The 26,415-nt window shown below is 56.6% G+C and carries 24 protein-coding genes; 7 read left to right on the top strand and 17 right to left on the bottom strand.

Annotation, left to right across the window (positions count from 1 at the left end):
- The first annotated feature begins 5 nt into the window (after positions 1-5).
- Positions 6-974, top strand: a complete 969-nt coding sequence (hcr, locus tag M2433_RS07890; RefSeq protein ID WP_429053232.1) for an NADH oxidoreductase — start codon at positions 6-8, stop codon at positions 972-974.
- A 97-nt stretch (positions 975-1,071) separates the two neighbouring features.
- Here hcr and M2433_RS07885 read toward each other — a convergent pair whose 3' ends face one another.
- Positions 1,072-1,506, bottom strand: coding sequence for a DoxX family protein (locus M2433_RS07885; protein WP_429053233.1), 435 nt, complete (start codon positions 1,504-1,506; stop codon positions 1,072-1,074).
- 151 nt (positions 1,507-1,657) lie between these two features.
- Here M2433_RS07885 and poxB point away from each other — a divergent pair, with 151 nt between their 5' ends.
- The 4 genes from poxB to M2433_RS07865 all read left to right on the top strand — a co-directional run bounded on the left by poxB (position 1,658) and on the right by M2433_RS07865 (position 6,969).
- On the top strand, positions 1,658-3,376 hold the full coding sequence (poxB, locus tag M2433_RS07880; RefSeq protein WP_429053234.1) for a ubiquinone-dependent pyruvate dehydrogenase: 1,719 nt from the start codon (positions 1,658-1,660) through the stop codon (positions 3,374-3,376).
- Between the two features lie 38 nt (positions 3,377-3,414).
- Positions 3,415-4,416, top strand: coding sequence for a low-specificity L-threonine aldolase (gene ltaE, locus M2433_RS07875; protein WP_429053235.1), 1,002 nt, complete (start codon positions 3,415-3,417; stop codon positions 4,414-4,416).
- Between the two features lie 10 nt (positions 4,417-4,426).
- Entirely contained in the window at positions 4,427-5,863 is a 1,437-nt protein-coding gene (locus M2433_RS07870; RefSeq protein ID WP_429053236.1) for a DUF2867 domain-containing protein, read from the top strand.
- Positions 5,864-5,955: 92 nt separating this feature from the next.
- Positions 5,956-6,969, top strand: coding sequence for an NAD-dependent epimerase/dehydratase family protein (locus M2433_RS07865; RefSeq protein ID WP_429053237.1), 1,014 nt, complete (start codon positions 5,956-5,958; stop codon positions 6,967-6,969).
- Positions 6,970-7,065: 96 nt separating this feature from the next.
- Here the strand turns inward: M2433_RS07865 and M2433_RS07860 are convergent, their stop codons facing one another.
- The 15 genes from M2433_RS07860 to gspC all read right to left on the bottom strand — a co-directional run bounded on the left by M2433_RS07860 (position 7,066) and on the right by gspC (position 23,332).
- Positions 7,066-8,874, bottom strand: a complete 1,809-nt coding sequence (locus M2433_RS07860; RefSeq protein ID WP_429053238.1) for a glycoside hydrolase family 19 protein — start codon at positions 8,872-8,874, stop codon at positions 7,066-7,068.
- A gap of 136 nt (positions 8,875-9,010) precedes the next feature.
- Positions 9,011-9,463, bottom strand: a complete 453-nt coding sequence (iagB, locus tag M2433_RS07855) for a type III secretion system invasion protein IagB (protein ID WP_429053239.1) — start codon at positions 9,461-9,463, stop codon at positions 9,011-9,013.
- Between the two features lie 136 nt (positions 9,464-9,599).
- Entirely contained in the window at positions 9,600-12,281 is a 2,682-nt protein-coding gene (locus M2433_RS07850; RefSeq protein WP_429053240.1) for a glycosyl hydrolase family 18 protein, read from the bottom strand.
- A gap of 262 nt (positions 12,282-12,543) precedes the next feature.
- On the bottom strand, positions 12,544-13,341 hold the full coding sequence (locus tag M2433_RS07845; protein WP_429053241.1) for a prepilin peptidase: 798 nt from the start codon (positions 13,339-13,341) through the stop codon (positions 12,544-12,546).
- Positions 13,338-13,823: a type II secretion system protein M gene (locus tag M2433_RS07840; RefSeq protein ID WP_429053242.1), complete on the bottom strand. Its 486-nt coding sequence runs from the start codon at positions 13,821-13,823 to the stop codon at positions 13,338-13,340. Before M2433_RS07840 ends, M2433_RS07845 begins: the two co-directional genes overlap by 4 nt.
- Positions 13,820-14,950, bottom strand: coding sequence for a type II secretion system protein GspL (gene gspL / locus M2433_RS07835; RefSeq protein ID WP_429053243.1), 1,131 nt, complete (start codon positions 14,948-14,950; stop codon positions 13,820-13,822). Before gspL ends, M2433_RS07840 begins: the two co-directional genes overlap by 4 nt.
- Before the next feature lie 15 nt (positions 14,951-14,965).
- The gene (gspK, locus tag M2433_RS07830; RefSeq protein ID WP_429053244.1) at positions 14,966-15,982 is read right to left on the bottom strand and encodes a type II secretion system minor pseudopilin GspK; all 1,017 of its coding nucleotides are present in this window, start codon (positions 15,980-15,982) and stop codon (positions 14,966-14,968) included.
- A complete protein-coding gene (gspJ, locus tag M2433_RS07825; RefSeq protein ID WP_429053245.1) occupies positions 15,979-16,644 on the bottom strand; it encodes a type II secretion system minor pseudopilin GspJ in 666 nt (221 codons plus the stop codon). Before gspJ ends, gspK begins: the two co-directional genes overlap by 4 nt.
- Positions 16,641-17,015 carry a type II secretion system minor pseudopilin GspI gene (gspI, locus tag M2433_RS07820; protein WP_429053246.1) on the bottom strand — a complete coding sequence of 125 codons (375 nt, stop codon included), beginning with the start codon at positions 17,013-17,015 and terminating at the stop codon, positions 16,641-16,643. Before gspI ends, gspJ begins: the two co-directional genes overlap by 4 nt.
- Positions 17,008-17,493 (bottom strand): type II secretion system minor pseudopilin GspH, encoded by a 486-nt coding sequence (gspH, locus tag M2433_RS07815; RefSeq protein WP_063955634.1) that lies wholly within the window; start codon positions 17,491-17,493, stop codon positions 17,008-17,010. The genes gspI and gspH overlap by 8 nt, the downstream gene beginning before the upstream one ends.
- Positions 17,493-17,942 (bottom strand): type II secretion system major pseudopilin GspG, encoded by a 450-nt coding sequence (gene gspG, locus M2433_RS07810; protein ID WP_059310662.1) that lies wholly within the window; start codon positions 17,940-17,942, stop codon positions 17,493-17,495. Before gspG ends, gspH begins: the two co-directional genes overlap by 1 nt.
- A 2-nt stretch (positions 17,943-17,944) precedes the next feature.
- The gene (gene gspF, locus M2433_RS07805; RefSeq protein WP_429053248.1) at positions 17,945-19,153 is read right to left on the bottom strand and encodes a type II secretion system inner membrane protein GspF; all 1,209 of its coding nucleotides are present in this window, start codon (positions 19,151-19,153) and stop codon (positions 17,945-17,947) included.
- Entirely contained in the window at positions 19,153-20,631 is a 1,479-nt protein-coding gene (gspE, locus tag M2433_RS07800) for a type II secretion system ATPase GspE (protein WP_429053249.1), read from the bottom strand. The genes gspF and gspE overlap by 1 nt, the downstream gene beginning before the upstream one ends.
- 13 nt (positions 20,632-20,644) lie before the next feature.
- Entirely contained in the window at positions 20,645-22,588 is a 1,944-nt protein-coding gene (gene gspD / locus M2433_RS07795; protein WP_429053250.1) for a type II secretion system secretin GspD, read from the bottom strand.
- Between the two features lie 12 nt (positions 22,589-22,600).
- Positions 22,601-23,332, bottom strand: coding sequence for a type II secretion system protein GspC (gene gspC, locus M2433_RS07790; protein WP_429053807.1), 732 nt, complete (start codon positions 23,330-23,332; stop codon positions 22,601-22,603).
- 299 nt (positions 23,333-23,631) lie between these two features.
- On the opposite strand from gspC, the gene M2433_RS07785 reads away from it, so the two are divergent.
- A complete protein-coding gene (locus tag M2433_RS07785; RefSeq protein ID WP_429053251.1) occupies positions 23,632-25,185 on the top strand; it encodes a peptidoglycan-binding protein in 1,554 nt (517 codons plus the stop codon).
- Positions 25,185-25,787: a hypothetical protein gene (locus M2433_RS07780; RefSeq protein WP_429053252.1), complete on the top strand. Its 603-nt coding sequence runs from the start codon at positions 25,185-25,187 to the stop codon at positions 25,785-25,787. The genes M2433_RS07785 and M2433_RS07780 overlap by 1 nt, the downstream gene beginning before the upstream one ends.
- Here the strand turns inward: M2433_RS07780 and M2433_RS07775 are convergent.
- On the bottom strand, positions 25,784-26,407 hold the full coding sequence (locus M2433_RS07775) for a helix-turn-helix domain-containing protein (RefSeq protein WP_429053253.1): 624 nt from the start codon (positions 26,405-26,407) through the stop codon (positions 25,784-25,786). The genes M2433_RS07780 and M2433_RS07775 overlap by 4 nt on opposite strands.
- Positions 26,408-26,415 lie beyond the last annotated feature (8 nt).

Raw genomic sequence — 26,415 nt, 5'->3', positions numbered from 1 at the left:
TATTCATGACCATGCCAACCTCACAATGTCCGTGGCGGATGCAGGTTCACCACATCCATCAGGAGACGCCGGATGTGTGGACGCTGTCACTGCTGTGCCACGACTACTATCCCTACCGTGCAGGCCAGTATGCGCTGGTCAGCATTCGCAACGCGGCGGACACCCTGCGCGCCTACACGATCTCCTCAACGCCGGGCGTGAGCGAGTACATCACGCTCACCGTCCGCCGTATTGATGACGGCGCAGGCTCGCAGTGGCTGACCCGGGACGTGAAGCGCGGGGATTATATCTGGCTGTCCGACGCCCAGGGCGAGTTCACCTGTGACGACAAAACAGACGATAAATTCCTGCTGCTGGCGGCGGGCTGTGGCGTGACGCCGATTATGTCGATGCGCCGCTGGCTGGCGAAAAATCGCCCTCAGGCCGACGTGCAGGTGATCTTCAGCGTGCGTTCACCGGAAGACGTGATTTTTGCCGATGAATGGCGCAACTATCCGGTGACGCTGGTGGCAGAACACAACGCGACGCACGGTTTTGTCGCGGGGCGCCTGAGCCGCGAGCTGCTGCAAAGCGTGCCGGATATCGCGAACCGTACCGTGATGACCTGCGGCCCGGCGCCGTACATGGCTATCGTGGAAGAGGAAGTGAAAGCGCTCGGCGTGACCCGCTTCTTCAAAGAGCAGTTCTTCACGCCGGCAGCGGAAGCGGCAACCAGCGGCATTAAGTTCACCAAACTTCAGCCAGCGCAAACCTTCTTTGGCCGCGTGGGCACCACGCTGCTGGAGGCGCTGGAAAGCAACAAGGTGCCGGTGGTCGCAGCCTGCCGTGCGGGCGTGTGCGGTTGCTGTAAGATGAAAGTGGTCTCCGGTGACTACACCGTCACCAGCACCATGACGCTGACGGATGCGGAAATTGCCGAGGGTTATGTGCTGGCGTGCTCATGTCATCCGCAGGGGGACCTGGTCCTCGCATAAACGATAAACGTTAATTGTTCGATCGTAGGCCCGGTAAGCGTCAGCGCCACCGGGCTTTTTGTCGGGTGGCACTGCGTTTACCCGACCTGCAACCACCCTATCGCCACGCGGTACCTTTCCCCACCGCGTACCGCCCTGCCCCTAAAAACGCGACGGCCAGCGAGCCGATAAAGAAGTACACCAGGCTTTCAATCGCCCAGGCCCCTACGGCATCCAGCGCAAAGGTTTTGCCCGTGCCCACCATCAGCCATGCCACGATCATCGTAAAGGCCAGCACCAGCGCCGCCGGGCGCGTAAAGAGGCCGACAATAATCAGGATCGGTGCCACCACTTCGCCAATCAGCACGCCGTAGGCGATAAACCCCGGCAAGCCTTTTTCCACCAGCATGCCGCTGATAAACCCCACGCCGCCGAATAGCTTGTGCAAACCGTGAAACAGCATCAGCCCGCCGACGGCAAGTCGTAACAAGAGTTTGCCGAGATCGTCGCACGATAGCTTTTCATTAACAGCAATTAACAATGATTTAACCATTTGAAATGATTCCTGTTTTCACCCAATGTCCAGCCAGATTATGCCGAAGCAAGACCTTTGAAAACCACCTTTTAATGAGGGGGAAAACCGGGCAAGAAAGAGACTTTCTTCTAAGCTTGTAAGCGATATCACAAAAAGGAGATGGACACCCATGAAACAAACCGTGGCTGCATACATAGCGAAGACCCTCGAACAGGCGGGCGTAAAACGTATCTGGGGCGTCACCGGCGATTCCCTTAACGGACTGAGCGACAGCCTCAACAAGATGAAAACCATTGAATGGATGCCCACCCGTCATGAAGAGGTCGCCGCCTTTGCCGCCGGTGCCGAAGCGCAGCTCACGGGTGAACTGGCCGTCTGCGCCGGGTCCTGCGGGCCGGGCAACCTGCATCTGATCAACGGTCTGTTCGACTGCCACCGCAATCACGTGCCGGTGCTGGCAATTGCCGCCCATATTCCCTCTTCCGAAATCGGCAGCGGCTATTTTCAGGAGACGCATCCGCAGGAGCTGTTCCGTGAATGCAGCCACTACTGCGAGCTGGTTTCATCCCCGGAGCAGATCCCGCAGGTGCTGGCAATCGCCATGCGCAAGGCGGTGCTGAACCGCGGCGTATCGGTGGTCGTTATCCCGGGCGACGTGGCCCTCAAGGCTGCGCCTGATGGGGCCAGCACGCACTGGTACCACGCGCCACAGCCGGTGGTTACGCCTGCCGAAGAAGAGCTGAAAAAGCTGGCTCAGCTGCTGCGCTACTCCAGCAATATCGCCCTGATGTGCGGCAGCGGCTGTGCAGGCGCGCACAAGGAGCTGCTTGAATTTGCCGGCAAGCTGAAATCCCCGATTGTTCATGCCCTGCGCGGCAAAGAGCACGTCGAGTACGACAACCCCTATGACGTGGGCATGACCGGGCTGATCGGTTTTTCCAGCGGTTTCCACACCATGATGAACGCCGACACGTTAATCCTGCTCGGCACCCAGTTCCCGTATCGTCCGTTCTATCCGGCGGATGCCAAAATCATTCAGATTGATATCAACCCGGCCAGTATCGGGGCGCACAGCAAGGTCGATATGGCGCTGGTGGGCGACATCAAATCCACCCTTGCCGCCCTGCTGCCGCTGCTGGAAGAAAAAACGGACCGCAAGTTCCTCGATAAGGCGTTGAGCGACTATCGCGATGCCCGCAAGGGGCTGGACGATCTCGCCAAACCGAGCGACAAAGCCATTCACCCGCAGTACCTGGCCCAGCAGATCAGCCATTTTGCTGACGACGATGCCATCTTTACCTGCGACGTGGGCACGCCAACCGTCTGGGCGGCGCGCTATCTCAAGATGAACGGCAAACGCCGCCTGCTCGGCTCGTTCAACCACGGCTCGATGGCCAACGCCATGCCGCAGGCGCTGGGGGCAAAAGCGACAGAGCCAGAGCGTCAGGTGGTGGCAATGTGCGGCGACGGCGGGTTCAGCATGCTGATGGGGGATTTCCTGTCGGTCGTACAAATGAAGCTGCCGCTCAAAATCGTGGTCTTTAACAACAGCGTGCTGGGCTTTGTGGCGATGGAGATGAAGGCCGGCGGCTATCTGACGGACGGCACCGAGCTGCACGACACCAACTTCGCGCGCATCGCCGAGGCCTGCGGCATTACCGGTATTCGCGTGGAGAAAGCCTCTGAGGTGGATGAAGCCCTGCAGCGCGCCTTCTCCATCGACGGTCCGGTGCTGGTGGATGTGGTCGTCGCCAAAGAGGAGCTGGCGATCCCGCCGCAGATCAAGCTTGAGCAGGCCAAAGGCTTTAGCCTGTATATGCTGCGCGCCATCATCAGCGGGCGCGGCGATGAGGTGATCGAACTGGCAAAAACCAACTGGCTCAGGTAAAACATCTGGCATCGCCTTTTTAATAATAAGGACATGCCATGATCGATTTACGCAGTGATACCGTTACCCGCCCGAGTCGCGCCATGCTCGAAGAGATGATGGCCGCCCCGGTCGGGGACGACGTCTACGGCGATGACCCGACGGTAAACGAGCTGCAGCGCTACGCGGCTGAACTGAGCGGCAAGGAAGCGGCCCTGTTCCTGCCCACCGGCACGCAGGCTAACCTGGTCGCGCTGCTCAGCCACTGCGAGCGCGGTGAAGAGTACATTGTCGGCCAGGGTGCGCATAACTACCTGTATGAAGCAGGCGGCGCGGCGGTGCTCGGCAGCATTCAGCCGCAGCCGATTGACGCCGCGCCGGACGGCTCGCTTCCTCTCGACAAGGTCGCCGCAAAAATCAAAGCCGACGATATCCACTTCGCCCGCACCAGGCTGCTCAGCCTTGAAAACACCCACAACGGCAAAGTCCTGCCGCGCGAATACCTGAAAGCGGCGTGGGAGTTCACCCGCGAGCGCAAGCTCGGGCTGCACGTGGACGGCGCGCGCATCTTCAACGCCGTGGTGGCGTACGGCTGCGAGCTGAAAGAGATTACGCAATACTGTGACTCGTTCACCATCTGCCTGTCGAAAGGGCTGGGCACGCCCGTGGGTTCCCTGCTGGTCGGCAGTGCGGACTACATCAAGCGCGCCAACCGCTGGCGCAAGATGACCGGCGGCGGCATGCGCCAGGCCGGCATCCTGGCGGCGGCGGGTCTGTACGCGCTGAAGAATAACGTCACGCGTCTGAAGGACGATCACGACAACGCCGCGTGGATGGCGTCGCAGCTGCGAGAAATTGGCGCCGACGTGATGCGCCACGACACCAACATGCTGTTCGTTCGCGTGGGCGATGACCACGCCGCTGCGCTTGGCGAATATATGAAAGCGCGTGGCGTACTGATCAACGCGTCACCCGTTGTGCGTCTGGTGATGCATCTCGACGTGAGCCGCGAACAGCTGGCGGACGTGGCGAAACACTGGCAGGCCTTTTTACAGCGTTAAGGAGCATCACGTGCCGCAGCGTATTCTGGTGCTTGGCGCCAGCGGATATATCGGTCAGCATCTGACCACGGCGTTAAGCCAGCAGGGACATCAGGTGCTGGCAGCGGCACGCAACACCGAGCGCCTGCAAAAGCAAAACCTGTCCGGCGTGACCTGCCACAACGTCGACCTCAACTGGCCAGTCGCGCTGCCAGCGCTGCTGGACGGGGTCGATACGCTTTACTACCTGGTCCACAGCATGGGTGAAGGCGGCGATTTTATCGCCCACGAGCGTCAGGTGGCGATGAACGTCCGTGATGCTCTGCTGCAAGTGCCGGTTAAGCAGGTGATCTTCCTAAGCTCGCTGCAGGCTCCCGAAAACGAGCAGTCCGACCATCTGCGCGCGCGCCAGCTGACCGCTGACACCTTGCGCGGTGCGAACATTCCCGTCACCGAACTGCGCGCCGGCATTATCGTCGGCGCCGGGTCCGCCGCCTTCGAAGTGATGCGCGATATAGTCTACAACCTGCCGGTGCTCACGCCGCCGCGCTGGGTCCGTTCGCGCACCACGCCGATTGCGCTGGAGAATCTCCTGCATTATCTGGTGGCCTTGCTGGATCATCCGGCGGATCAGCACCGCGTGCTGGAGGCCGCCGGCCCGGAAGTGCTGAGCTACCAGGAGCAGTTCGAACACTTTATGCGCGTCAGCGGCCGCCGCCGCTGGCTGATCCCCATCCCCTTCCCGACCCGCTGGATCTCAGTGTGGTTTTTGAATGTGATTACTTCTGTGCCCCCGACGACCGCCAAAGCGCTGATCCAGGGGCTGAAGCACGACCTGCTGGCAGACGATCGCGCGCTTCGCGCCTTAATTCCCCAGGCATTGATCCGCTTTGACGATGCCGTGCGCAACACGCTCAAAGAAGAAGAGCAGCTGGTGAACTCCAGCGACTGGGGTTACGACGCCCAGGCGTTTGCCCGCTGGCGGCCGGAGTACGGTTATTACCCGAAACAGGCGGGCTGCACGGTGGAAACCACGGCCAGCCTGGCCGCGCTGTGGGAGGTGGTGAACCAGATTGGCGGCAAAGAGCGGTATTTCTTCGGCAACCTGCTCTGGCAAACCCGCGGGGCGATGGATCTGCTGGTGGGCCACCGGCTGGCAAAAGGCCGCCCTGCTCGCCCGTATCTTGAAGTGGGCGATGCGGTCGACAGCTGGAAGGTCATCATCGTCGAACCGGAAAAACAGCTGGCGCTGCTGTTCGGCATGAAAGCCCCCGGGCTGGGCCGTCTTTGCTTTACCCTGAAAGACAAAGGCGATCGTCGTGAACTGGACGTCCGCGCATGGTGGCATCCGCACGGGATGCCCGGTCTGTTCTACTGGTTGTTCATGATCCCCGCGCACCTGTTTATCTTCCGCGGGATGGCAAAGCGGATTGCGCAACTGGCAGAACAAAAGACGGAAAAGATCTAAATAAAACTCTCTTTCTTTCACCTTTCCCATTGCATAGCGCCGTAATTCACGAAAGAATGCGCACGAAATTCTTTTCAACACAGTGGATTGATATGAAGGTACTGGTTACCGGGGCGACCAGCGGCTTAGGCCGAAATGCGGTCGAATTTCTGCGCAACAAGGGCATCAGCGTCAGGGCTACCGGTCGCAACGAAGCGATGGGGAAGCTGCTGCAAAAAATGGGCGCAGAGTTCGTCCATGCCGACCTGACGGAGCTGGTTTCCTCTCAGGCAAAAGTGATGCTCGCCGGTATCGATACGCTGTGGCACTGCTCCAGTTTCACCTCCCCGTGGGGTACCCAGGAAGCCTTTGATCTCGCCAACGTGCGGGCAACCCGCCGTCTGGGCGAATGGGCTGTCGCCTGGGGCGTGCGTAACTTTATTCATATCTCGTCTCCGTCGCTCTATTTCGACTATCACCACCATCGTGACGTGCAGGAAGATTTCCGTCCGGCCCGTTTTGCCTGTGAGTTTGCCCGCAGCAAGGCGGCCAGCGAAGAGGTGATTGACCTGCTGGCGCAGTCGAACCCGCATACCCGCTTTACGGTGCTGCGCCCGCAGAGCCTGTTCGGGCCTCACGACAAAGTGTTTATTCCGCGTCTGGCGCAGATGATGCACCACTACGGCAGCGTGTTGCTGCCGCGCGGCGGCGATGCCATGGTGGATATGACCTATTACGAAAATGCGGTCCACGCCATGTGGCTGGCGAGCCAGCCGGACTGCGATAAGCTGATTTCCGGTCGCGCCTACAACATCACCAACGGCGAGCCCTGCACGCTTCGCAGTATTGTGCAGCGCCTGATCGACGAGCTGCAGATCAACTGCCGTATCCGTTCGGTGCCTTATCCGATGCTGGATATGATCGCCCGCAGCATGGAGCGTTTTGGCAGTAAAACGGCCAAAGAGCCGGCGCTGACCCACTATGGGGTATCAAAGCTTAATTTTGATTTCACGCTGGATATTTCGCGCGCGGAGAATGAGCTGGGGTATAAGCCGATTGTGACGCTGGATGAAGGGATTGTACGCACGGCGGCGTGGCTGCGGGATCATGGGAAGTTGCATCGGTAGTCAGTCAGGTGCGGCCTGATGCCCTCACCCCAGCCCTCTCCCACAGGGAGAGGGAGAAAACACGAAAACGGCAACCCGAAGGTTGCCGTTTTGCTTTTACAGAGCCGTCCAGGCTTCAGACCATGCCAGACCTGCGCCTGGTTCATAGTATGCCGGGGCGTTGTTACACCAGCCGCTGTACGGGAACGGTTTGCACTGGAACAGTTTACCGTGGTTGTTCACGATATCGCCTGCCTTGTACTTGCTGTTCGCGCTCCATGCTGCGTAATCGCCGGAAGTACCCTCATCCTGAGACGGAGCCGCTTCTTTCGCTTTCACGTTCAGCAGGTAGGTGGTGCTGTTGCTCAGCTCACCATCACTAACGGTCAGGCTCACTTCGTACTGCTGAGCCGTCGCCGCTTCTGGCGCGGTAAAGGTCACAACCGCTTTGTCATCGCCGGTAACGGTCTGGCCGTCCTGGGAACGCCAGGTGTAGGTCAATTTGTTACCGTCTTCGTCGGTAGAACCTTCCGCGCTCAGAGAAACCTGCGCACCCGCTTCAACGGCACCGATTGGACCCGCAATCTGCGCCACTGGCGCATGGTTTACCGCTGCTGGCGTTTCATCCGGTACTGGCGTTGGAGTTTCGTCCGGCACCGGCGTCGGCGTAACAGGGATTTTATCCGGCGTGGTTGCTGAACCATCGTCATTCACGATATTCACTTTATAGAATTTCTGTACACACCTGGTGTAATCGCCGTCTTTAAACGCGCTGAATGGCGTCTGGTAGCCCACCAGCTGGCAAGAGTAGGTTTTGCCGTCAGGCGTATCCGCGCTCCATCCCCAGTCCTGTTCCCAGTAGATCTTCAGTGCGCCCGCGCCGCCTTCGTCGAACTGCTTCATGTTCGCACACCCCAGCACTTCGTCAGCCGGTACAGGCACTTTCAGGTAGTTGGCGAACTCTTTGTAGTACTTGATGCGGTTTTGGGACTGCGCAATTTCCGTCGGGCCACCGCACTCAACGCCGCCGTTGATGATCTGGGTGGTTACGCCGAAGCCAGGGACCAGGCCGTTAGCCTTGTCGCGATCGTTCGGCTGCCAGGTGCCGTCGATAACCTGCAGCATGCTTGGTTTTGGCGGCTGTGGGTAGGCAAAGAAGAAGATCGCACTCGCCAGGTTCAGCCAGGTGTCCGCCACCAGCTCTGGTTTTTCCAGCAGAACTTTAACGTCGCCGTACATCGCTTCGGAGAACGGACCGTAGTTATAGTTGTAGGACAGCTGCTTCGCGCCGCGGCCGAAGTAGCTCAGGAAATCGCCGTCTTTGTCTTTACCGCACGGCCAGGTCTGACCCTGCCAGACGTCGGTATTACATTCGCCGTTATAGCCGCCCTTCTGGCCTTCGCTCCAGCCCATTTCGCGCACGTAGACCAGCGCCTGACGCCATTCGGCTTCCGGGCGCCAGCTTTCGTGACCGCCGGTTTCCTGCGCAAAGTGGGCAAACATGGTTGCCAGCGCTTTACGGCAGATGGCATCGCTGTCGCGGCCGTCTTTGTAGGTGTCGCACAGCGCCGGGAATTTACCCACCGCTTTTAGGAAGTTGCTGTAGCTGTAGTCCTTCGCACGCAGCGGGAACAGGTATTCCCAGTCGCTCTCTTTCAGGATCCCTTCAACGCGTTTAACGTTAGCCGGGTTGGACGCGCGGCCTGGCTCAATCTGCTCAACTGAAGCGTTGTCCAGCGTGCGGATGGTATCCTTCACGGACTGCATCAGGGGGAAATCAGTCAGCTCTTTTTCCTTTTTCGCCAGATCGCTGGCTTTCATGGTGTAAGGCTCGCTGCTTTCTGCCTTCAACATGGTGGCCTGAGCCATAACAGGTGCAATGCATGCACCCGCAATCAACACGCTCAGTAATGTCCTTTTATTCATTTCGGTTATTCCTGTTAATTCGATGGTTTAAAATAAAATCCCAGTTTATTTATTAATCCATTAATTAATAAACTTCTCACAGCTGTTTTTCACTTTCTGAAGCCTACTTAGCGGTACGCTTCAAAAAAGAAAAAACTCACCAGTCATTTCTTTCGCGTGCAACAGATTTTAATTGCTGATACCTGGCCCAGACTTTATGGGCATACACCATACGCTTTGGATAATTTTCTTTTTTAATCCCGGCGTTATAGGCGCCCACGGCTTCCCAGTTATATCCGTAGACGTTAATCATGCCTGACAGAATTGATGCGCCCACCATAATGGAGGTACAAGGTTCAGTCATCAGTCTACGTTCGCTGATACCGTGTCGTTCAAGCTCCGCGAAGTGCGAGCTGTTTATTTGCATTAATCCTACGTCATGCGTCCCGTCATGATTTGTCCCGACGGCGTAGGGATTCATTCCTGATTCCACATTCGCAATGGCATAAAGTAAATAAGGGTCAACATGATAATAATGCGCTGCTTTATCCCAGCAATTCGCCAATGCGCTTTGGCTTAATATTAATAACAGCAACAGTAATCGCTTCATTATTCACCTGCGGTGGTACGTTTTATTTCTCCTCAAACACGTCCTGTTAAATATTTTGGTTACAGACCACACCCGAAGCGGGGTGTGGTCTGTAATTGTGGGCGGATATCACACCCACAATTTCAGGTTCAGAAGATTATTTGCAGTCAGCTGACGCGCCTTCTTTCATCCATACATCGCTGTTACCTGGTTTGTCGCCCTGAGTCCACCATTTTGCGCGGTACTCGAAGCCCTGGTAAGTCGTCTTGTCGCCGCCGTTGTAGACGGTGTCAGCACGCCAGTTCATTTTCACCTGGCTGACCAGTTCCCATGCATCTGCACCAAAGCCTGGTTTGTTGCCCTGAGTCCAGTACTTCGCTTTCCAGACCAGATTATCAGCGCTTACCATATCGCCGTTGTTGTAGACTTTGCTGGAGTCCCATGCCGCATATTTGCTGGCATTGGCATCAACCGGGTTATCGCAGCTGCCCGTTGCCGTCCCTTCGTCTGACGGAGTAGTCCCTTCGTCAGCCGGATTGGTGTCTTCGTCAGGTACCACAGGCGTTGCCTTCGGCGTGACGGTAACCTGTACGTTAGACTGTACGCTGGTTTTACCATCGCTCACCACCACGCTCAGGGTGTAAGTCGATTCTGAGCTCACTTCTGGCGCAGCGATCTGTACGCTTGAGGTATTGGTACCCGTGGCGTGCATATCGGATGGGATGCTCCAGGTATATGTCAGCGCATCACCGTCTGGATCTGCAGCCTGCACGTTCAGGGTATAAGACTGGCCTGCTTCCAGGGTCACAGCCTGCATCTGGTTAACCACTGGTGTCTGGTTTGCCTTCGGAGCTTTGTTCAGAACCTGAACGTCAGCGGTGCTGCTCAGGCCTTTCGTATCGGTTACGGTCAGACGGAATGCCAGCGTCTGATTGCTGGTGACCGCGCCAACGGAGAAGGTCGCTTTCGCTTTGTTGCTGTTGGTCAGCGTGACGGATGGACCAGAGATCTGGGTCCATTTGTAGGTGATTGCATCGCCATCAGGATCGGTAGACGCTGAACCATCCAGGGTAACGCTTGCCGGACCGGTCACGGACTGATCCGCTGCAGCCGCAACTGGCGCATGGTTGGTCACAACAGGCTCTGGCGTTGAGCTACCCAGCAGGCTTTCGTTCATCGCGTTCAGGATATCGCCGTTATCGGAATCGATAGACCAGGAGAACAGACCCCCCAGGTTTTTCGCCAGCACGTACTTACCTTTCGCAGTCGTTGAACGGGCATCTTCATAAGAGATCAGGTCCCCGGTGGATTTGTTAAAGACGTACGGTGCTTCCGCATCCGCGTCATAACCGTATTCCCAGCCTGGCTTGCCTTTGTACTCGTTCACAATCTGACGATAGTCAACCACGCCCGGTTCCCAGGTGCCTTTCACCGCGCCCGTTGCGGTACCGGTGAACGGATTATCGCCGGTATAGCCGTGTACACCTGTCCAGCCGCGGCCGTACATGCCCGCACCCACAACGATCTTGCCTGGCTGTACGCCCTGCTCCAGCAGCGCGTCAACGCCGTTAGAGGTGGTGTAGTTAGTCTCCGGACGCCATGCTGGTGCATGCAGCGCCGCCTGGTGACCCAGCTCGGTGTTGCTCCATGCACCGTAGAAGTCGTAGCTCATGAGGAAGATATGGTCGAGGTACTGCTGGACGGTGGTGTAGTCCACGTCTTCAATCTTATCTTTACCGGAACCAATTGCCGTGGTCAGCTCATAGGTGCGACCGGTTTCCGCTGACAGTTCGTTCAGCATGGTGCGCAGATCGTGCATCAGCGCGGTGTAGGTGGTTTTATCCTGCTGAGCGTTACCCAGCGCTTCGTTCACGCCGCCGCCGCCCGGGAATTCCCAGTCGATATCCACGCCGTCAAAGAATTTCCAGGTTTTCAGGAAGTCTTTAACAGAGGCAACAAAGCGTGCGCGGATGGCGGTATCGTTCATTTTGTAGAACGGATCGGACATGGTCCAGCCGCCGATGGATGGCAGCACTTTCAGGTCTGGATGCGCTTTTTTCAGCGCCATCAGCTGGCCGAAGTTACCTTTGTACGGGTCGTCCCAGTTAGACACGCCGGACTGCGGTTTCTGCAGCGCTGCCCACGGGTCGTGGATCGCCACGGTGAAGTCCTGGCGGCCAGCGCACGCGCGCTGCAGCGCGGCGAAGCTGTTGCCGTTTTCAACGGTTTTCAGACCGTCGTTAATGCCGTCACCGCCACAGACTGGGATGAAGCCGTACAGGATGTGGTTCAGGTTAGAGGCCGGGATTTTATCAACCGGGAAGTTACGTCCGTAGACGCCCCACTCAGGGAAGTAAGCGCCAACCACTTTATCGGTATGTTTTGCGAACGTTTTGTTATTTTCCTGCAGAGCGGTATTCAGCGGCAGCAGGTGGCTACCGTCGGTATCCGCAACGATAATCAGCTTGCTTGCGCTTTTGGAACATCCGCTGGCGTTACAGAGTTCAACCTGCTCCTGATAGCGGCCACCTTTTTTCACCTTGAAGGTCGCGGAACCGGATGCACCGGCTGCGCCAGACCATACGGTCTGACCGTCGAGCAGAACTTTACCGGTTGTCGGCGCATCGCCGCTCCAGACGTTCCACTCAACTTTCACGTCCACACCATCGTTGTGCACTTTGACGAGCGTGCCGTAATCCTGCGCGGCCTGGTCTATTTCAACGAGGGCAAACTTATCATTACCACTGCTGATTGAAGGCGTACCTGGCGCTGCGGCGAACGCGGTGCCGGAGACAGCCGCAACAAAGAGTGCCAGATATTTAGGCTTCATAAATTTCATTATTAATTCCTGATAACATTATTTGTGAAAATTTAAATAACCATGTATTCCATATAACATGGGCGAGTCGTGAATAAGCTATTTCAATAAAACAGCGGATAATATTTATTTGTACAAAACATGTAGTACGCGAAAATACCCTCCCTATAAAAACATGAGCGATAATTCTTACAGCTTATGTTTATTAGAATACTGCGAGAATTTAAAAAAATCCTGTCATTCCCTTGTCGAAAAAATTTCAGAAAAAACTTGACCGCGCAAATCAGAATGTGAATTGCAGAGTCTGAAGCATAAAAATAGCCAAACCAGCCAGTGACAACATGGGACCAAACGGAATAACGCTATTTTCTTTAACCGCTTTATAAAAAAGAAAATACAATGCGATACCGCTTAATGCTGCCGCCAGCAATAATGAAGGCAATGCCTGCCAGCCGCACCACGCCCCGAGCGCGGCCAGCAGTTTAAAATCACCGTAGCCCAATCCCTCACGACCGGTGGTCAGGCGAAACGCCCAGTAGATCAGCCACAGCGACAGGTAACCCGCCGCCGCGCCGTACAGGGCATCCGACAACGGTAGGGCCTGAAAAATCGCATGATTTAACAGCCCCGCCCACAGCAGAGGCTGCGTCAGACAATCCGGCAGCAGCAGGTGCTTCGCGTCTATCGTCGCCAGCGGCAGCAGCCCGCACCAGAGAACCCACAGCGAAATCAGCGCGGCCGCAGACGGGGCGAACGCCGCCGTCAGGGCAAAAAACAGGGCGCTGGAAAGCTCAAGCAACAGCAGGCGCAGCGGGATCGCGGTCTGGCAGCAACGGCAGCGTCCGCGCAGGCAGCACCAGCTCAGTACAGGAATGTTTTCCCACCAGGAGAGCGCGTGGAAACACGCGGGGCAGTGGGATGCCGGAAACAGCAGGTTTCCGGCGCCCTCCTCTTCGTTGATGAGTGGAGGAATGCGTTCGACCACCACGCCAAGAAAGCTGCCGATAATGCCGCCAAGCGCGCCGCTCAGGAGGCACAGGGCGGGCATCTGGCTGCCCTGAAGCAGCGTCAGCGGGCTCATGCCGCTTTCGTCCACGAGAGTTTAATCTGCGCCTTCACGTCGCTGAGGCGATCCACCGGGGTAAGATCCATTTTTTCCAGGCGCACGCCGGAGGTTAAGTTCACCTCTCTGAGCCAGTTCTTCAGTTCATACACGTTTATCCGCTCGATATTAAACGACATAGATTGACCGTCCTGCTGAATATTGCTCAGCGCAACGTGGATCTCTTTGGCGCTCTCTTCCACCACGCTTCGTGGGTTACTGGTTTTTAATACTTTGGCCTGAAGGTGGTTTTTATTAATTTCCTCACGCATCCAGTTCAGGGTCTGCTTTTGTTTCTGCAGCGTGCTTTGCTCATTTTTAATAATATTATCTAGAGGCGCTATTACCCCGTACCAGATAATGGCGCAGCAGAGCGCCGCGCCGCACAGCTTAAACAGATTACGCTCGCGCGGGCTGTAGCGCAGATAGCGAGCTTTTAATTGGCCAATTTTCTCTTTCATTTATATTTCCCTGTGATGATAGCGGTATAAGGCGCTTCACTGGAGACCGGCTGCAGCGTAAAGTCGAAAATGTCGCTCGCCTTATTAACGAACGCCTGCAGCGCCGTGGGATCCATCGAACTGATGTTCAGCGTGAGCTGATTCTGCGCGTCGTCGTATCCCACTTCGCTCAGCTCGACAGAAGGGAGCGATTGCTTAACCTGATCCAGCGCGTCCAGCTGAAGAAAGAATCCTTTCTTCTCTTTCTTAATGTTCTGCCCGAAGTGGTATTTCAGGTTAGTGGTCTGGCGCAGCGTCGGGAAGTAGTGCTGGGCCAGCTCAACCATCTGCCGCTGGGCCAGATTTTCCTGGCTGCTCAGCATCCAGGCCATGCCGACGCGGGGGCCAATCAGCAGCCCCAGGCTCAGCAGTGCCGCGGCGGCAATGGCCGATTTCGCATGGCGGAAACCGGCGCGCTCGCCTTTGGCTGAAAATTCACCGTGCAGCAGATTGGCTTTGCAGCGCTTCCACTGCGGCTGGATCAGCACCAGCGGATGCTGCCAGGCCAGCTGCTCATCCACCTGCACGCCCGCTGGCGCATCGCCGTAGCAGACAATGTCGCCTGTGCGCTGCTGGCTCAGCAGCAGCGGCAGCAGCGCGGCGTCGGTTTCACAGGCACCAAACGGCGAGTAGCGCATCCAGTAGCCGCTGTCGGTGGAAACCAGCGTGCTCCCGCCCTCGGCCACCGGCAGAAGGATCGCATCCGGCAGCACCTGCACTACCGTCAATCCGGCATCGGCGCAGCGGTCAAGCCAGTACTGCAGACGCGCAGACTCAATGGCCACCGCGTCAACGTCCCGCCCTTTCTTGTTGAGCACCGTCCAGTGAAGCGTGTCCACGTCGCCAATCAGCGTCTCCTCTGCCAGCCAGGAGAATTCGACGCTGCCTTTTTTAGGCAGTGTGAAGTGACGGAATATCGTTTCGCTGGCCGGGAGTAACAGACATACCCGTGCGGCGAGCGCGTGACCGGCGAGTTCCGCCAGTGACGCCAGTCCCTGGCGTTGTCCCACCTGGTCGCTACCGGACTCGCACCACATTATGTTCCCGTCCTCGTGCGTGTCGGGACGAATAAAAAGCACCTGTTTCATAGAGTTCGTCTTGTGTTATTCAACCATTCGGTAGCGACGTTGCCAGGTAATCACCTTCCCGGCTTCATTATCAACATGAAGCTGGCTGACGACGCGCAGCGTTAAATCATCGGTATTGCCGGTACTGTTGACCCGGAAATAATGACTGTTCACCGCAAGTAACGCCTGAACCTGCTTGAGGGCGTCTTTGGTCTGCGGATAATTTGTCTCAAGCTCTTTCAGGAACGCCTCCATCGACTCCCAGCCCTCTTCGGGGCGGGAAGCAATCAGGCGGGCGGCCTCGTCCTCGCTCAGCGAACCGATAAACAGCGCGGCCAGCAGCGGCGCCTGTTCCCCGGTCAACGTATTCACGTCCACCTTGCTGGCGCTGTCGGGCAAGGCGCACAGCACTTTGCTGACCTTGCCCCAGGCCGCCTGCGGAAACGCGGGCAGCAGCTTGATCTCGCCCGGAATGCGCATCATCTGATTCGCGGGCTGCCGCGCAGGCTCCACACCCGCCCAGGCATCCGTCTCCAGCCCCTCTTTTGCCGTGGTGATATCGCCGTCGAGATAGTCCAGCAGCTGCTGGTAAATCTCTTCAGCGTCCCCCGCAGAAATGCCGCTGTCGGTCAGAAGCTGCTCGACGATGCGCTCCTTCACCGGTTTTTCCGGCAGGGCGCCTGCGGTCTGTACCGCGGGCGTCTGATCCGCCGCCAGCAGGTTATTGACGTTAAAGCAGGTCTGGGCATCCTCAGCCTGGCTCACCACAGTGTAATTTTCACCGTCGGTTTCCACCGGATCTGCCCATTCGCCCTTCGGCGAGAGCCCTTGGCTCTCGCCGCTGGCATACGTCTGGAGCCGATCTTCTATTGTTTTTTGCTGGCTCTGAATGGTCCAGCGCAGCTGCTGCTGGCTCACCTGATAGCGGGTTTTCTGCAGATTGCGGCAGAACTGCTGGCTGATTTTGGCCGCCAGGGCCGACATCATGACCAGCAAAATTAGCACCACCAGCAGCGCGACACCGCGCTGTTTCCGAACCGATTTTCCGTTCATTTGTTTTCTCCTGACGGGGCCGGTGTCGGCTGGGCTTGCGCAGGCGTCGCCGCATCGGTCGGCGCCGCTGGCGATTGTTCTGCGGGTGCCGCTGGAGCAATCGGCAGGTCCCCCGGGGTGGTAAACACCCAGCGCCAGGTATCGCCGTTCTCCATGGTCAGCAGCACCTCTACGCCCTCCGGCTGGTGCGCCGTGTCGGTCCATTTGTCCAGCCAGCTCGCTTTCCAGAAACGCCACGACATCGCTTTAATATCGCTGAGGATCGGCACCTTTTCCGGCTCCGCATCCGCCGGGCCGTCGATGACCGGCCAGATATCCCGCCACAGCGTTTTATCTTTTAACCGCCAGCGCACGCGCTCCAGCTGAACCTCTCCGCTCACGCCGTTCAGCGTGGTCAGCGCCAGGCCGTCTTTGCTCTGGACAAATACGTCAGGCTCGTTGCGCGGGGCGCGCGCCTGAAGCTGGAAGAAATCCCGCTCCAGCAGGTTATAGGCACGCTGAAGCTGGTTTAAGCGAGTCGCCGCCACGTCGGTGGCGTTCGACGTACGCATCGCCCCGTCAAGGATTTGCCAGGCAAGCAGGCTGATGACCGCAAAGATGGTCAGCGCAATCATGATCTCCAGCAGCGTAAAGCCCTGCTGACGCTGAGCGTGCTTACTCATTTTGCCTCTCCGGGTTCCATCACCTGCAGGGTAATCACCGGCTTATCTTCATCGCCCTCGGCATACACCCGCAGCTCATCGGCAAAGCGATTTTCCGCGGTTTTTACCCGCTGCTTGCGCCAGGTCCAGTTTCGTCCGCCCATCGTCTCCGTGCCCGTCTGCAGGGCATCGGGGAACGGCGCGTTATTCAGTTTTGCCTCCGCCAGCTGGTTTTCCGCCACCCAGCTCGCCTGCAGCGACTCGCCCAGGCCATGGGTGAAGCGCACGTTCAGCGAGACGGAGTTCATCAGCGCCAGCGCGGCGGTGGAGAAGATGACCAGCGCGACCATCACTTCCAGCAGGGTCATCCCCTGTTCTTTGCATTTAGTCATCGTTCTCTACCGATACCGGTGATGCCCCCTGCGACACCACGCTAAAGCGCTGCTTTTTGTCGACACTCTGCAGTGAAAGCGTGAAACGACTGATTTCGCCGTCCGGCAAAAAGACAATCTGCGGGGCGGTGTCAGTCGTGGCAGCAATGCGCTGAGGCGACAGCGAGACGTGCATCTCTTCCGGGAACTGGCCATGGGTGACGATGCGCCCGGCGGTCAACGGCTCCCAGTGACGCTCACCGTCTTTTTTGGCCCATGTCACCAGCTGATATTCAGACGTGGTGACCACCAGCCCGACGATATTGCCGTCCATCACCGCACGGTCTGAACCATATTCAACGAGGGCTTTTAACTGTTGACCGAAAATATCCGCTCCGCTGCGCGAGGGAATAGTCGACACCACCATCATGGCGCAGCTGGCAAATATCACCAGCGCCAGAATAATTTCCAGCAAGGTAAACCCACGTTGCTTATTCATTACTTCTCTTTTTTATCTAAAGACCAGTTGGTAATATCATCAGCCGTATTGGCTTCGGCATCCGGACCCGCAGAGAAAACATCTACCGCGCCATGTTCACCAGGGCTGACCAGAATATAATCATTGCCCCACGGATCTTCCGGCAGGCGGCGAATATAGCCATCGTCACGGTAGTTTTTCGGGATAGGCGCGATTTCAGGTTTGGTCACCAGCGCCTGCAGCCCCTGCTCTGTTGTGGGATAACGGTGGTTATCCAGCTTGTACATATCCAGCGAACCTTCCAGCGCCACGATATCGCTGGTGGCTTTCTGGGCATCAGCCTTTTCTTTATTCCCCATTAAATTGGGCACCACCATACTGGCAAGGACGCCAAGAATAACGATGACCACCATTAATTCGAGCAACGTAAACCCGGCCTGACGTTTCAGGCTATTTCTTTTTAAGGACATATTTAACCCACCATATTATTGAGCTGAAGAAGCGGTTGTAATATTGACAGTACGATAAATAAAACGACTGTCGCCATTGTCACCACCAGTGCCGGTTCAAAGACCGACAGTGTTAACGTAATGCGATGCTGTAATGCCGACTCCTGGTTTTCCGCGGCGCGAGCCATTAATGAACCTAATTCCCCGCTCTCTTCGCCGGAGGCAATCATGTACAGCATGGTTGGCGGGAAAAGCTTCGCCTGGTCCAGCGCGTTATACAGGGACGCCCCCTGACGCACGGTATCTGCCGCCTGCTCCAGCACCTGCCGGGCATAGAGGTTTTCGATCCCGTCCATCGCGATATACATCCCCTCGAGCAGCGGAACGCTGCTGGCCTGCAGAATGCTGAGCGTGCGGATATAGCGCGCGCTGTTGATGGCACAGACCAGCTTTTTGATCGGCGAGCCGTTCACCAGCCAGCTGTTCCAGCGAAAACGGTTCGCCTTTTTCTTCACCCACGCCTTAAAGCCGACAGCCGCGCCAAACAGGCCTCCGGCAATATAGATCCCGTACGCCTGCAGAAAATCGCTCACCGCGATCAGCGTGCGGGTGGTGATCGGCAGTTGCTGCTTCATATGCACGAACTGCTCGATCACCTGCGGCACCACCGCCACCAGCAGGATGCTGATAACCGCTACGGCGACCACCGTCAGGGTAATCGGGTAGACCATCGCCTGGGTGAGCTTGCTTTTCATCTTCTGACGCTGCTCGTTGTACTCCGCCAGCTTCTCCAGCACGTCGCCCAGGTGGCCGGTTTTCTCCCCGGCCATCACCAGCGTGCAGTAGAGCTTGTCGAAGGTGCGCGGGAACTGGCTGAAGGCGTCAAAGAGGGTATGGCCTTCCACCACTCTCTCGCGAATGTCGACCACCATCGCCGCCAGCTTTTTGTCTTCCGTCTGCTTCGAAATTGCCTTCAGGGCACTTTCCAGCGGCAGCGACGCATTGACCAGCGTCGACAGCTGACGGGTAAACATCGACAGCACCGGCACAGAGAGTTTGGCTCCAGTTTTGGCTTTTGCGCTGGCCGCGTTTTCATCGGTTTCGGTGATGGTGAGCGGCATCAGCTTCTGCTCGCGCAGCGACTGGCGAACCTGCTTTGGTCCTTCCGCCTGCAGCGTGCCGCGCTGGGTTTTTCCTGCGGCATCGGTGGCGGTCCACGCGTAGAAAGCCATTATTCATCGCCTCCACGCTCGGCGGTCACGCGCATCACCTCTTCCAGCGAAGTGACGCCGCTGATGACCTTCATCAGGCCGTTTTCGCGCAGGCTGTAGGCCTGTTTAAAAAGCTCGGTTTCAATGGACATTTCATCTTTGTCTTCATGAATGGCCCGGCGCATGGTGCTGTCGACCACCAGAAACTCGTGAATGCCCGCGCGTCCCTGATACCCGCTCTGGCGGCAGTGCTCGCAGCCGACGGCGCGATAGATGGCCTTCGGCGGCGTATCCATAAAGCTAAACAGCGCTTTTTCATTGTCATCCAGCGGACTGGTGGTACGGCAGTGCGGACACAGTCGACGCACCAGACGCTGGGCAATGACGCCGAGTAGCGACGAACCGATCAAAAAGGACTCGAGGCCCATATCCCGCAGGCGGGTGATGGCCCCCGCCGCACTGTTGGTGTGCAGCGTAGACATGACCAGGTGACCGGTGAGCGACGCCTGCACCGCAATTTGCGCGGTTTCGCCGTCACGAATTTCCCCGATCATCACCACGTCCGGGTCCTGACGCAAAATAGCGCGCAGGCCGCGGGCAAAGGTCATGTCCACGCGCGGGTTGACCTGCGTCTGCCCCACCCCTTCCAGCTCGTATTCAATCGGATCTTCGACGGTAAGAATGTTGCGTTCATGCCCGTTCAGCGCCGACAGAATGGCGTACAGGGTGGTACTTTTACCGGAACCTGTCGGTCCGGTGACCAGGATAATGCCGTGGGGGCGACCAATCAGCCCTTTCAGTTTTTCCAGCTCTTCATCGATGAGTCCGAGCTTGTTGATGTCCGGCTTCAGATTGCTCTTATGGAGCAGACGCATGACCACGCGCTCGCCGTACTGTGACGGAATGGTCGACACGCGCACGTCGATCGCCTTGCGGCCGATGCGCAGGGAGATACGGCCATCCTGCGGCAGACGCTTTTCGGCGATGTCGAGCTTCGACATCACTTTAATACGCGACACCAGCAGCGGCGCGAGCTTGCGCGCAGGCTGCAGCACCGGGCGCAGCACGCCGTCAACGCGAAAACGGATGCTCAGCGTGCGCTCAAAGGTTTCGATATGGATATCCGATGCGCCGTCTTTCACCGCCTCGCCGAGAATGGCGTTGATCAGGCGGATCACCGGCGAGTTTTCGTCGTTATCCAGCAGATCTTCGTTGTCCGGGATCTCCTCGGTTAACGCCATCAGATCGATATCCGCATCCATGTCGTCCACCAGCTGCTGCGAGACGCCGCTGTTCTGCTGCCAGATTTTGGCCAGCATTTCATCGAACGCGTCAGCGCTCAGCGTCTCGGGCACGAAGGCGCGCCCCAGCACCCGGCGCATCTCCAGCAGGGCGAACGCGGGCACATCGTCGCGGATGTAGACCGCGTCGTTCCAGTACAGGATGCCGTTGTCTTTCGCGAAGCTGCTGGTGCAAAGCTGTTTCGTCAGTTCATCCACGCGTCACCTCCGCTTATTCTTTGAACGGGTTGCGGGACGCTGACGATGATGTCGTCGGTGCCGTTACGCCCACCGGCATTGAGCGGCTCTGCTTCGGATACGCCGGCAGAACCGGGTTATCGCTGTTTTCGAGAATGCCGAGTTTTTGCTCTTCCATTCGCTGCTGCTGACGCGCGCGGATCTGATCGTATTTCTCTTTCGTCGCCGCGCTGTAGTTGTCGTCATCACGCAGCACGGTGGTGTGGATAAACACCATCAGGTTACGTTTCGACGTGTCCTGCGAGGTGTAGCGGAACAGCTGGCCCACCAGCGGCAGATCGCCCAGCAGCGGCACTTTCGAGACGTTCTGCTTATTGACGTTCTCCATCAACCCGCCCAGCACGACCGTCTGGCCACTGTGGACCATCACTTCGTTATTGATGGTACGGGTGTTGAAGGTTGGGCCAAGGCTGGCGTCTTCGGTGGCGCTGGCGTCAACGCTGGAGACTTCCTGCTCAATCTTCAGGTGGATCATGTCCCCGTCGTTGATCTGCGGAACAATCTTCAGCTTGGTACCGACGGTTTTACGCTCAACCGAGTTAAACACGTTGTCGCCGCTGGTGGTCTGGGAACCGGACAGCACCGGCACATCCTGACCGACGTTGAACGACGCTTCTTTGTTATCCAGCGTCACCACGCTTGGCGTGGAGAGAATGTCGTTTTTACCGGTGGTCGACAGCGCGGTCATCAGCGCACCAAAGTCGCCGTTAAAGAAGCCGGTCGCCAGGCCCGTAAAGGAGGCGCCTTTGATCGTACCGTTTTTGATCTGGCTGATCGGCAGACCGGTCGAGCCAAACTGCACGCCGCCGTGCTTGCCGGTCCACTGCACGCCGAGATCCATGCCGTTACCGTCCTGCACTTCAGCAATGATGGCTTCCACCAGCACCTGCGGACGGCGAATATCCAGCTTGTCGATCACCTTCTCCAGCGAGTTCATGACGTTTGGCTGAGCGGTGATCACCAGCGAGTTGGTGGACTCATCGGCCGTAATGTTCAGGTCGCTTGACGACGTTGAGGCGGTTTTGCTTTTCGGCGTCCCGGCTTTGTCTTTCAGCTGCTCGCCAATACCGGTCAGCACCGGCACCACTTTCGAGGCGTTGGCGTATTTCAGGTAGAAGACGCGGGTGTTGCCCTCGTTATTCTGCTCGCGATCGAGCTGGCCAATCAGCGAACGGGTACGCGCACGCGCATCTTCGGTGCCGCTGATCACCAGGCTGTTGGTTTCGTCATCGGCCACCACTTTGGTCGCCAGCTGCGGCGCGTTCTGCCCTTTCTGCTCTTCGTTGTTGAGGTTGTTCAACATATCGGAAAGCTCTTTGGCGGACGCATAGCGCAGCGGCACAATTTCACGACGCTGCATGCCGGAACGATCCACGCGCTCAACCAGGTCCACCAGGCGGTTCACCACCGAGGCTTTGCCGGTTAACAGCAGCACGTTAGAGGGTTCAAAATGGACCACGTTCCCGATACCGGAGGCGTCATTCAGCTGACGCAGCAGCGGGGCCAGCTCGCGCACCGGCACGTTTTCCATACGCACCACGCGGGTGATGATCTCATCCCCTTTGCCCGGGTTTTTGCTGTCGGCCACCGGCACGCCGGCGGTACGCGCCACGCTTGAACGCACCACTTTGACCATGCCGTTATCCATCGGGATAACCGACAGACCATAGAGATCCAGCACGCTCAGGAAGAACTGATAATATTCCTCTTCCGACAGCACGTTATAGGTTCTCACCGACACGGTGCCCTGAACGGACGGGTCGACGAGAATGGTTTTATTCAGATTGCGACTTACCGTATCGATAAATTCGCGAATATCGGTATTTTTAAAGCTGGCGCTAAAGTTGGCTGCAAGCAGCGAACTGGAATATAACGACAATGCGGTCAGCGCCACGCACGCCCACGGAAATTTCTTCATGATGTACACTTGTTAATTGTTTAAAACATTAACCCGAATATTTTCAAGGTGAGCGTGCCGCCTGACGACGACCTCCGCCTCTTTCATTTTCGACCAGTTGGCGATGATATTTTTCGCCTGCGCTTCTTTCGTCATATCGACGTCGTTGACTTTCACTACCACATCCCCTTTTACCAGCCCTGTATCGCTGTAAAAAGGAGACGCATTCCGTGGATTAATATTAAAGCCTTCCAGTTGGCCCTTTTCGATTAACGGTTTTAACACCAGATAATCATCGAGATGCAGACTGTCAGCGCCGGCATCTTTTTTCGATTTGGTGACCGGGCCGCTGTCAACACCTCCCTTAAAATACGCCGGTTGCTTGAGGGCCAGCGTCTGTTTCGCCCCCTCGTACTGCACAACGACGTTATCTTTATTAATTTCATCCACATAGGCGTCATCGAAACCCACCAGCGACTCTCCTTCCCGGTAGCTCTGCTGCCCGGCAGGGGTCTTGATCACGGCAAACGACAGCCAGGATTCATCGCTGCGAATAATGCCTTCGATTTCTGCGGATAACGGCGCTTTTACCGCAGCGGGCGCGTCGCTTTGACGCACTGCGGCAGTGAAAAGTCCAAAGTTTTTTTCAGCGTCACGGTTTTTTAGCGCTGGCTTATCCGCATTCGCTAACTTATTCGTAACTTTCTTATAATCTTTATAAACGACGTAACCCTGCTGGCTGCAAAATATCAGCATGACAAGCATAATGCAGGGCGTCATTACACGGGAAAGGAGTGCGTTCCTCATTATTTATCCGGCCTTTTAGCAAAGCAGTCATTCGCAGCGACGTGCTGCATCACTTAGTGAGTTAATAATAATCAGCGCCCTGAATGCCGACCATCTGCTTTGCTATTAACTTTCATGAAGAAATTTATTGACCGGAAAAAAGAGGAATGTTAGAGCCTGATGGCAGGTTATTTTTACTCTGGTGTTAAATTGACCCGGACGGGTGCATCCCGTACTTTTCGCCCATTGCTATTAAAGAGAAGAGACGGTCAGTCGCTATGTATCAGAGTCATTTTAAATTCAGTACCCCTCCGTTCAGAAACATTACCCGCAAATCGGGCGATTTTCTGGTGCCTTATCATCAGGATGTGTTCAATCTTCTGAAAGAGAAAAGCCAGCAGGCAGGGATCACCGGGCTCTTTTACCACGACAGTGAACTGCTGGGGCAGTTCAGCGATGCGCTGAAGAGCAGCAGCACCGTCGTCTCAATTAACGCGTTTCCAAAGCTAAGCGCCAGCAGCCTTCTTTATAAGCTCAACCCGTCGGCGAAAGAGAACAAAAATAAGCTGCAGGCCGTGGATGCCGTGCTGCGCCAGTGGCGGGATAGCCGCGCAACGCAAAAGGTGCTGGTCATCACGCACGCGGAGGCGATGAAGAACAACAGCTATGATGTGCTGGCCCTGCTGCTGACGCGTGCCCAGGAGCTGGACGTGCGTTTGTCGGTCATCCTGATGGGCAGTGAAGATCGGGAGACGATGCTGACGGACTCCGCGCTGCAGGAATTTGTTCTGACCAGCCACACCCTGCGCAACCTGACCTGCCGCGAATTCCTGAGCTACGTTGACGCCCAGTGCCAGGAGCACGGCGCTGACGCCTCCCCGCTGACGCCCGCTCGCGTGAAAAAGATCCACGCCCTGACCAAAGGCAACGTCAGCAAGCTGAACGAGCTGGCGCATCTCTCCATGCTGGCCGCGTGGACCGAACGCGCGCCAAACGTCGGACCGCGCCATTTGCGTCTGGCCACCGGTGAAGTCCTTCCGGCACCGAAACGCGGTAAAGCGCTGGCCTCCATCGGACTGTTCGCCTCCGTGCTGTTCGCCGCCTGCGGCTGGATGATGACCTCATCCATCACGGCAAAACTGCCGGTTGCGCTGCCGGTACCGGCCACCTGGAAACAGCCAGTTAAAACGCCAGACGCACCGGTATTGCCGGTTATCGAACATGAAGTGGTAAACCAGCCTGATGCTATGCATCAGCTTTACGCCATGTGGGGGTATGACGCGTCAGCCGACGACGCGCTGTGTCAGAATGCGGCAAAAGTGAACCTGATGTGTAAACAGGGCAATGCCTCCCTGGACTCGCTGGCGAATGACGGTTATCCGTGGGTCAGCGAAATGAAAACGGGCGATCATATTAACTACGCCGTGGTGGCGCGGGCAGGGAAAGAGTCCCTCGACCTGCTGATGAACAATCGCACCTGGCAGGTGAGCCGCACCTGGTATAACCAGCACGCAACGGGCAATTATACCGTCCTGCATCGCCTGACGCCGGAAGGCAAAGACGAAATCACCGCCGCCAGCGGCAGCAAAGATCTTGAATGGCTGGATCGGCAGCTGAGCGTGGCGCTGGGCGAAAGCGAAACGCACGATAAAAACTGGACGGCGGAGCTGATGAAACGCACCCGCGAATTCCAGCAGAAAATGCACCTTCGCGTTGACGGTATTCCGGGCGAAGAGACGCTGATGCAGCTGATGCGCGAAACCCATACCACGCCGAGCGTATTGATCCAGACAACCCAGGCCAACCCGACTACGCAAGAGAAACACGCATAATGTCTACCATCTGCCTTGCTGCCCAGCGCAGCTATACCACCGGGGAGCCGGTCTGGTTCTCATGGCGTTTACCGTCATTCAGTAAAATCCTCAGCGTGACTGCGCTGTGGTGTCTTGGGCTGTGTGCACCGATCGTAGCCGGCCTATATGCGCACGTTTACTGGAATTTGCAGCACCCGGTACCCGTAATAAAAAAGGTGAGCGCGGTGAAACCGGAAACCACGCTTTCTGATATGCATTACGTATACGTGACCAAGCCCTTCCCGCATCCAAAACCCCAGCCGGTAAAAATGCAGGAAAATTTGCCGCCGATGGACAGTATGCCCATTAATAGCGACGACAATGACTGGCAGCAGGCCCCCGATAGTGCGTTACCGGATAGCCCGGCCACGCATGACACCTCGCGCGATACCTTGCCCGGCACCGAGGCACACGAAATGGCAATGAAATCGGATGATGACGGCTCGTTAAAAGCGTTGTTTATACAGGCGTTAAAACAGCAGCAGGAGGATATGTCGAAGGGAAAAATGCCCGCGCCACCGGTTGATGAAACGCAGAAGGCGTCTCCTTCTGTCATAAAAGGAGACGCCGGAGGGGATTAATATTTTTCAGGTAAGGCAGACAGGCTGAGAAGTCGCCCTTTTTCCACCACAATATATTGCCCTTTTTTCAGGTCTGAGAGGATTTTAATAATGGTACTGCGCGCCAGGTTAGTGTATTCCTGAATGTAATCATAAATATTAATATCTCGCTGATGCTGTACAATCAGCTCGTTAATTTCAATCAGGAATTCACGCACCACGGAATAGGCGCTGCGGGCAACTAAAACGTCATCACGCTTGCTGAGCATACAGATATACCATGCCAGCACTTTGGTTAAATCTGGCCACAGATCGTGCTGGGTCATTAAACGGTGGAATTCTTCTTTATTTATTGAGCGGACAACCGCATTGCTGCGAACCACGCCGTGCATATGTGTAGAGTTATAAAAAATGGCGGAGACACCAAAAATACACTGCCCCTGCAGGGTGAAAATACATAAATCATCAGAGGAACGACGAAATTCAACTTCGCCACTGACAATGATATGAATATCATCTGATTTTTCCGTTGATATTTTTTGCCATTTTCTTAATGTTTTCTCCTCATATCCTGAGGTTGCTTCAATAATGGCTGCCATTTCATTGTGGGGGCGCGTGCTTTTACCAAAAATAGTTAACATTGTTATAC

The organism is Enterobacter sp. AC1 (assembly GCF_050434705.1).
Taxonomy (GTDB): domain Bacteria; phylum Pseudomonadota; class Gammaproteobacteria; order Enterobacterales; family Enterobacteriaceae; genus Enterobacter; species Enterobacter cloacae_L.
This window is presented reverse-complemented; position numbering and strand designations above follow the sequence as displayed.

Bases quoted from the DNA above. Each gene is read 5' to 3' on its own strand.
- gspH (WP_063955634.1), bottom strand. From the start codon at position 17,493: ATGAATAAGCAACGTGGGTTTACCTTGCTGGAAATTATTCTGGCGCTG.
- M2433_RS07885 (WP_429053233.1), bottom strand. From the start codon at position 1,506: ATGGTTAAATCATTGTTAATTGCTGTTAATGAAAAGCTATCGTGCGAC.
- gspG (WP_059310662.1), bottom strand. From the start codon at position 17,942: ATGTCCTTAAAAAGAAATAGCCTGAAACGTCAGGCCGGGTTTACGTTG.
- M2433_RS07850 (WP_429053240.1), bottom strand. From the start codon at position 12,281: ATGAAATTTATGAAGCCTAAATATCTGGCACTCTTTGTTGCGGCTGTC.
- M2433_RS07775 (WP_429053253.1), bottom strand. From the start codon at position 26,407: ATGTTAACTATTTTTGGTAAAAGCACGCGCCCCCACAATGAAATGGCA.
- gspJ (WP_429053245.1), bottom strand. From the start codon at position 16,644: ATGAGTAAGCACGCTCAGCGTCAGCAGGGCTTTACGCTGCTGGAGATC.
- gspC (WP_429053807.1), bottom strand. From the start codon at position 23,332: ATGCTTGTCATGCTGATATTTTGCAGCCAGCAGGGTTACGTCGTTTAT.
- iagB (WP_429053239.1), bottom strand. From the start codon at position 9,463: ATGAAGCGATTACTGTTGCTGTTATTAATATTAAGCCAAAGCGCATTG.
- gspF (WP_429053248.1), bottom strand. From the start codon at position 19,153: ATGGCTTTCTACGCGTGGACCGCCACCGATGCCGCAGGAAAAACCCAG.
- M2433_RS07865 (WP_429053237.1), top strand. From the start codon at position 5,956: ATGAAGGTACTGGTTACCGGGGCGACCAGCGGCTTAGGCCGAAATGCG.
- M2433_RS07840 (WP_429053242.1), bottom strand. From the start codon at position 13,823: ATGAAAGAGAAAATTGGCCAATTAAAAGCTCGCTATCTGCGCTACAGC.
- M2433_RS07785 (WP_429053251.1), top strand. From the start codon at position 23,632: ATGTATCAGAGTCATTTTAAATTCAGTACCCCTCCGTTCAGAAACATT.
- hcr (WP_429053232.1), top strand. From the start codon at position 6: ATGACCATGCCAACCTCACAATGTCCGTGGCGGATGCAGGTTCACCAC.
- M2433_RS07845 (WP_429053241.1), bottom strand. From the start codon at position 13,341: ATGAGCCCGCTGACGCTGCTTCAGGGCAGCCAGATGCCCGCCCTGTGC.
- gspI (WP_429053246.1), bottom strand. From the start codon at position 17,015: ATGACTAAATGCAAAGAACAGGGGATGACCCTGCTGGAAGTGATGGTC.
- ltaE (WP_429053235.1), top strand. From the start codon at position 3,415: ATGATCGATTTACGCAGTGATACCGTTACCCGCCCGAGTCGCGCCATG.
- poxB (WP_429053234.1), top strand. From the start codon at position 1,658: ATGAAACAAACCGTGGCTGCATACATAGCGAAGACCCTCGAACAGGCG.
- gspL (WP_429053243.1), bottom strand. From the start codon at position 14,950: ATGAAACAGGTGCTTTTTATTCGTCCCGACACGCACGAGGACGGGAAC.
- gspD (WP_429053250.1), bottom strand. From the start codon at position 22,588: ATGAAGAAATTTCCGTGGGCGTGCGTGGCGCTGACCGCATTGTCGTTA.
- gspK (WP_429053244.1), bottom strand. From the start codon at position 15,982: ATGAACGGAAAATCGGTTCGGAAACAGCGCGGTGTCGCGCTGCTGGTG.
- M2433_RS07860 (WP_429053238.1), bottom strand. From the start codon at position 8,874: ATGAATAAAAGGACATTACTGAGCGTGTTGATTGCGGGTGCATGCATT.
- M2433_RS07780 (WP_429053252.1), top strand. From the start codon at position 25,185: ATGTCTACCATCTGCCTTGCTGCCCAGCGCAGCTATACCACCGGGGAG.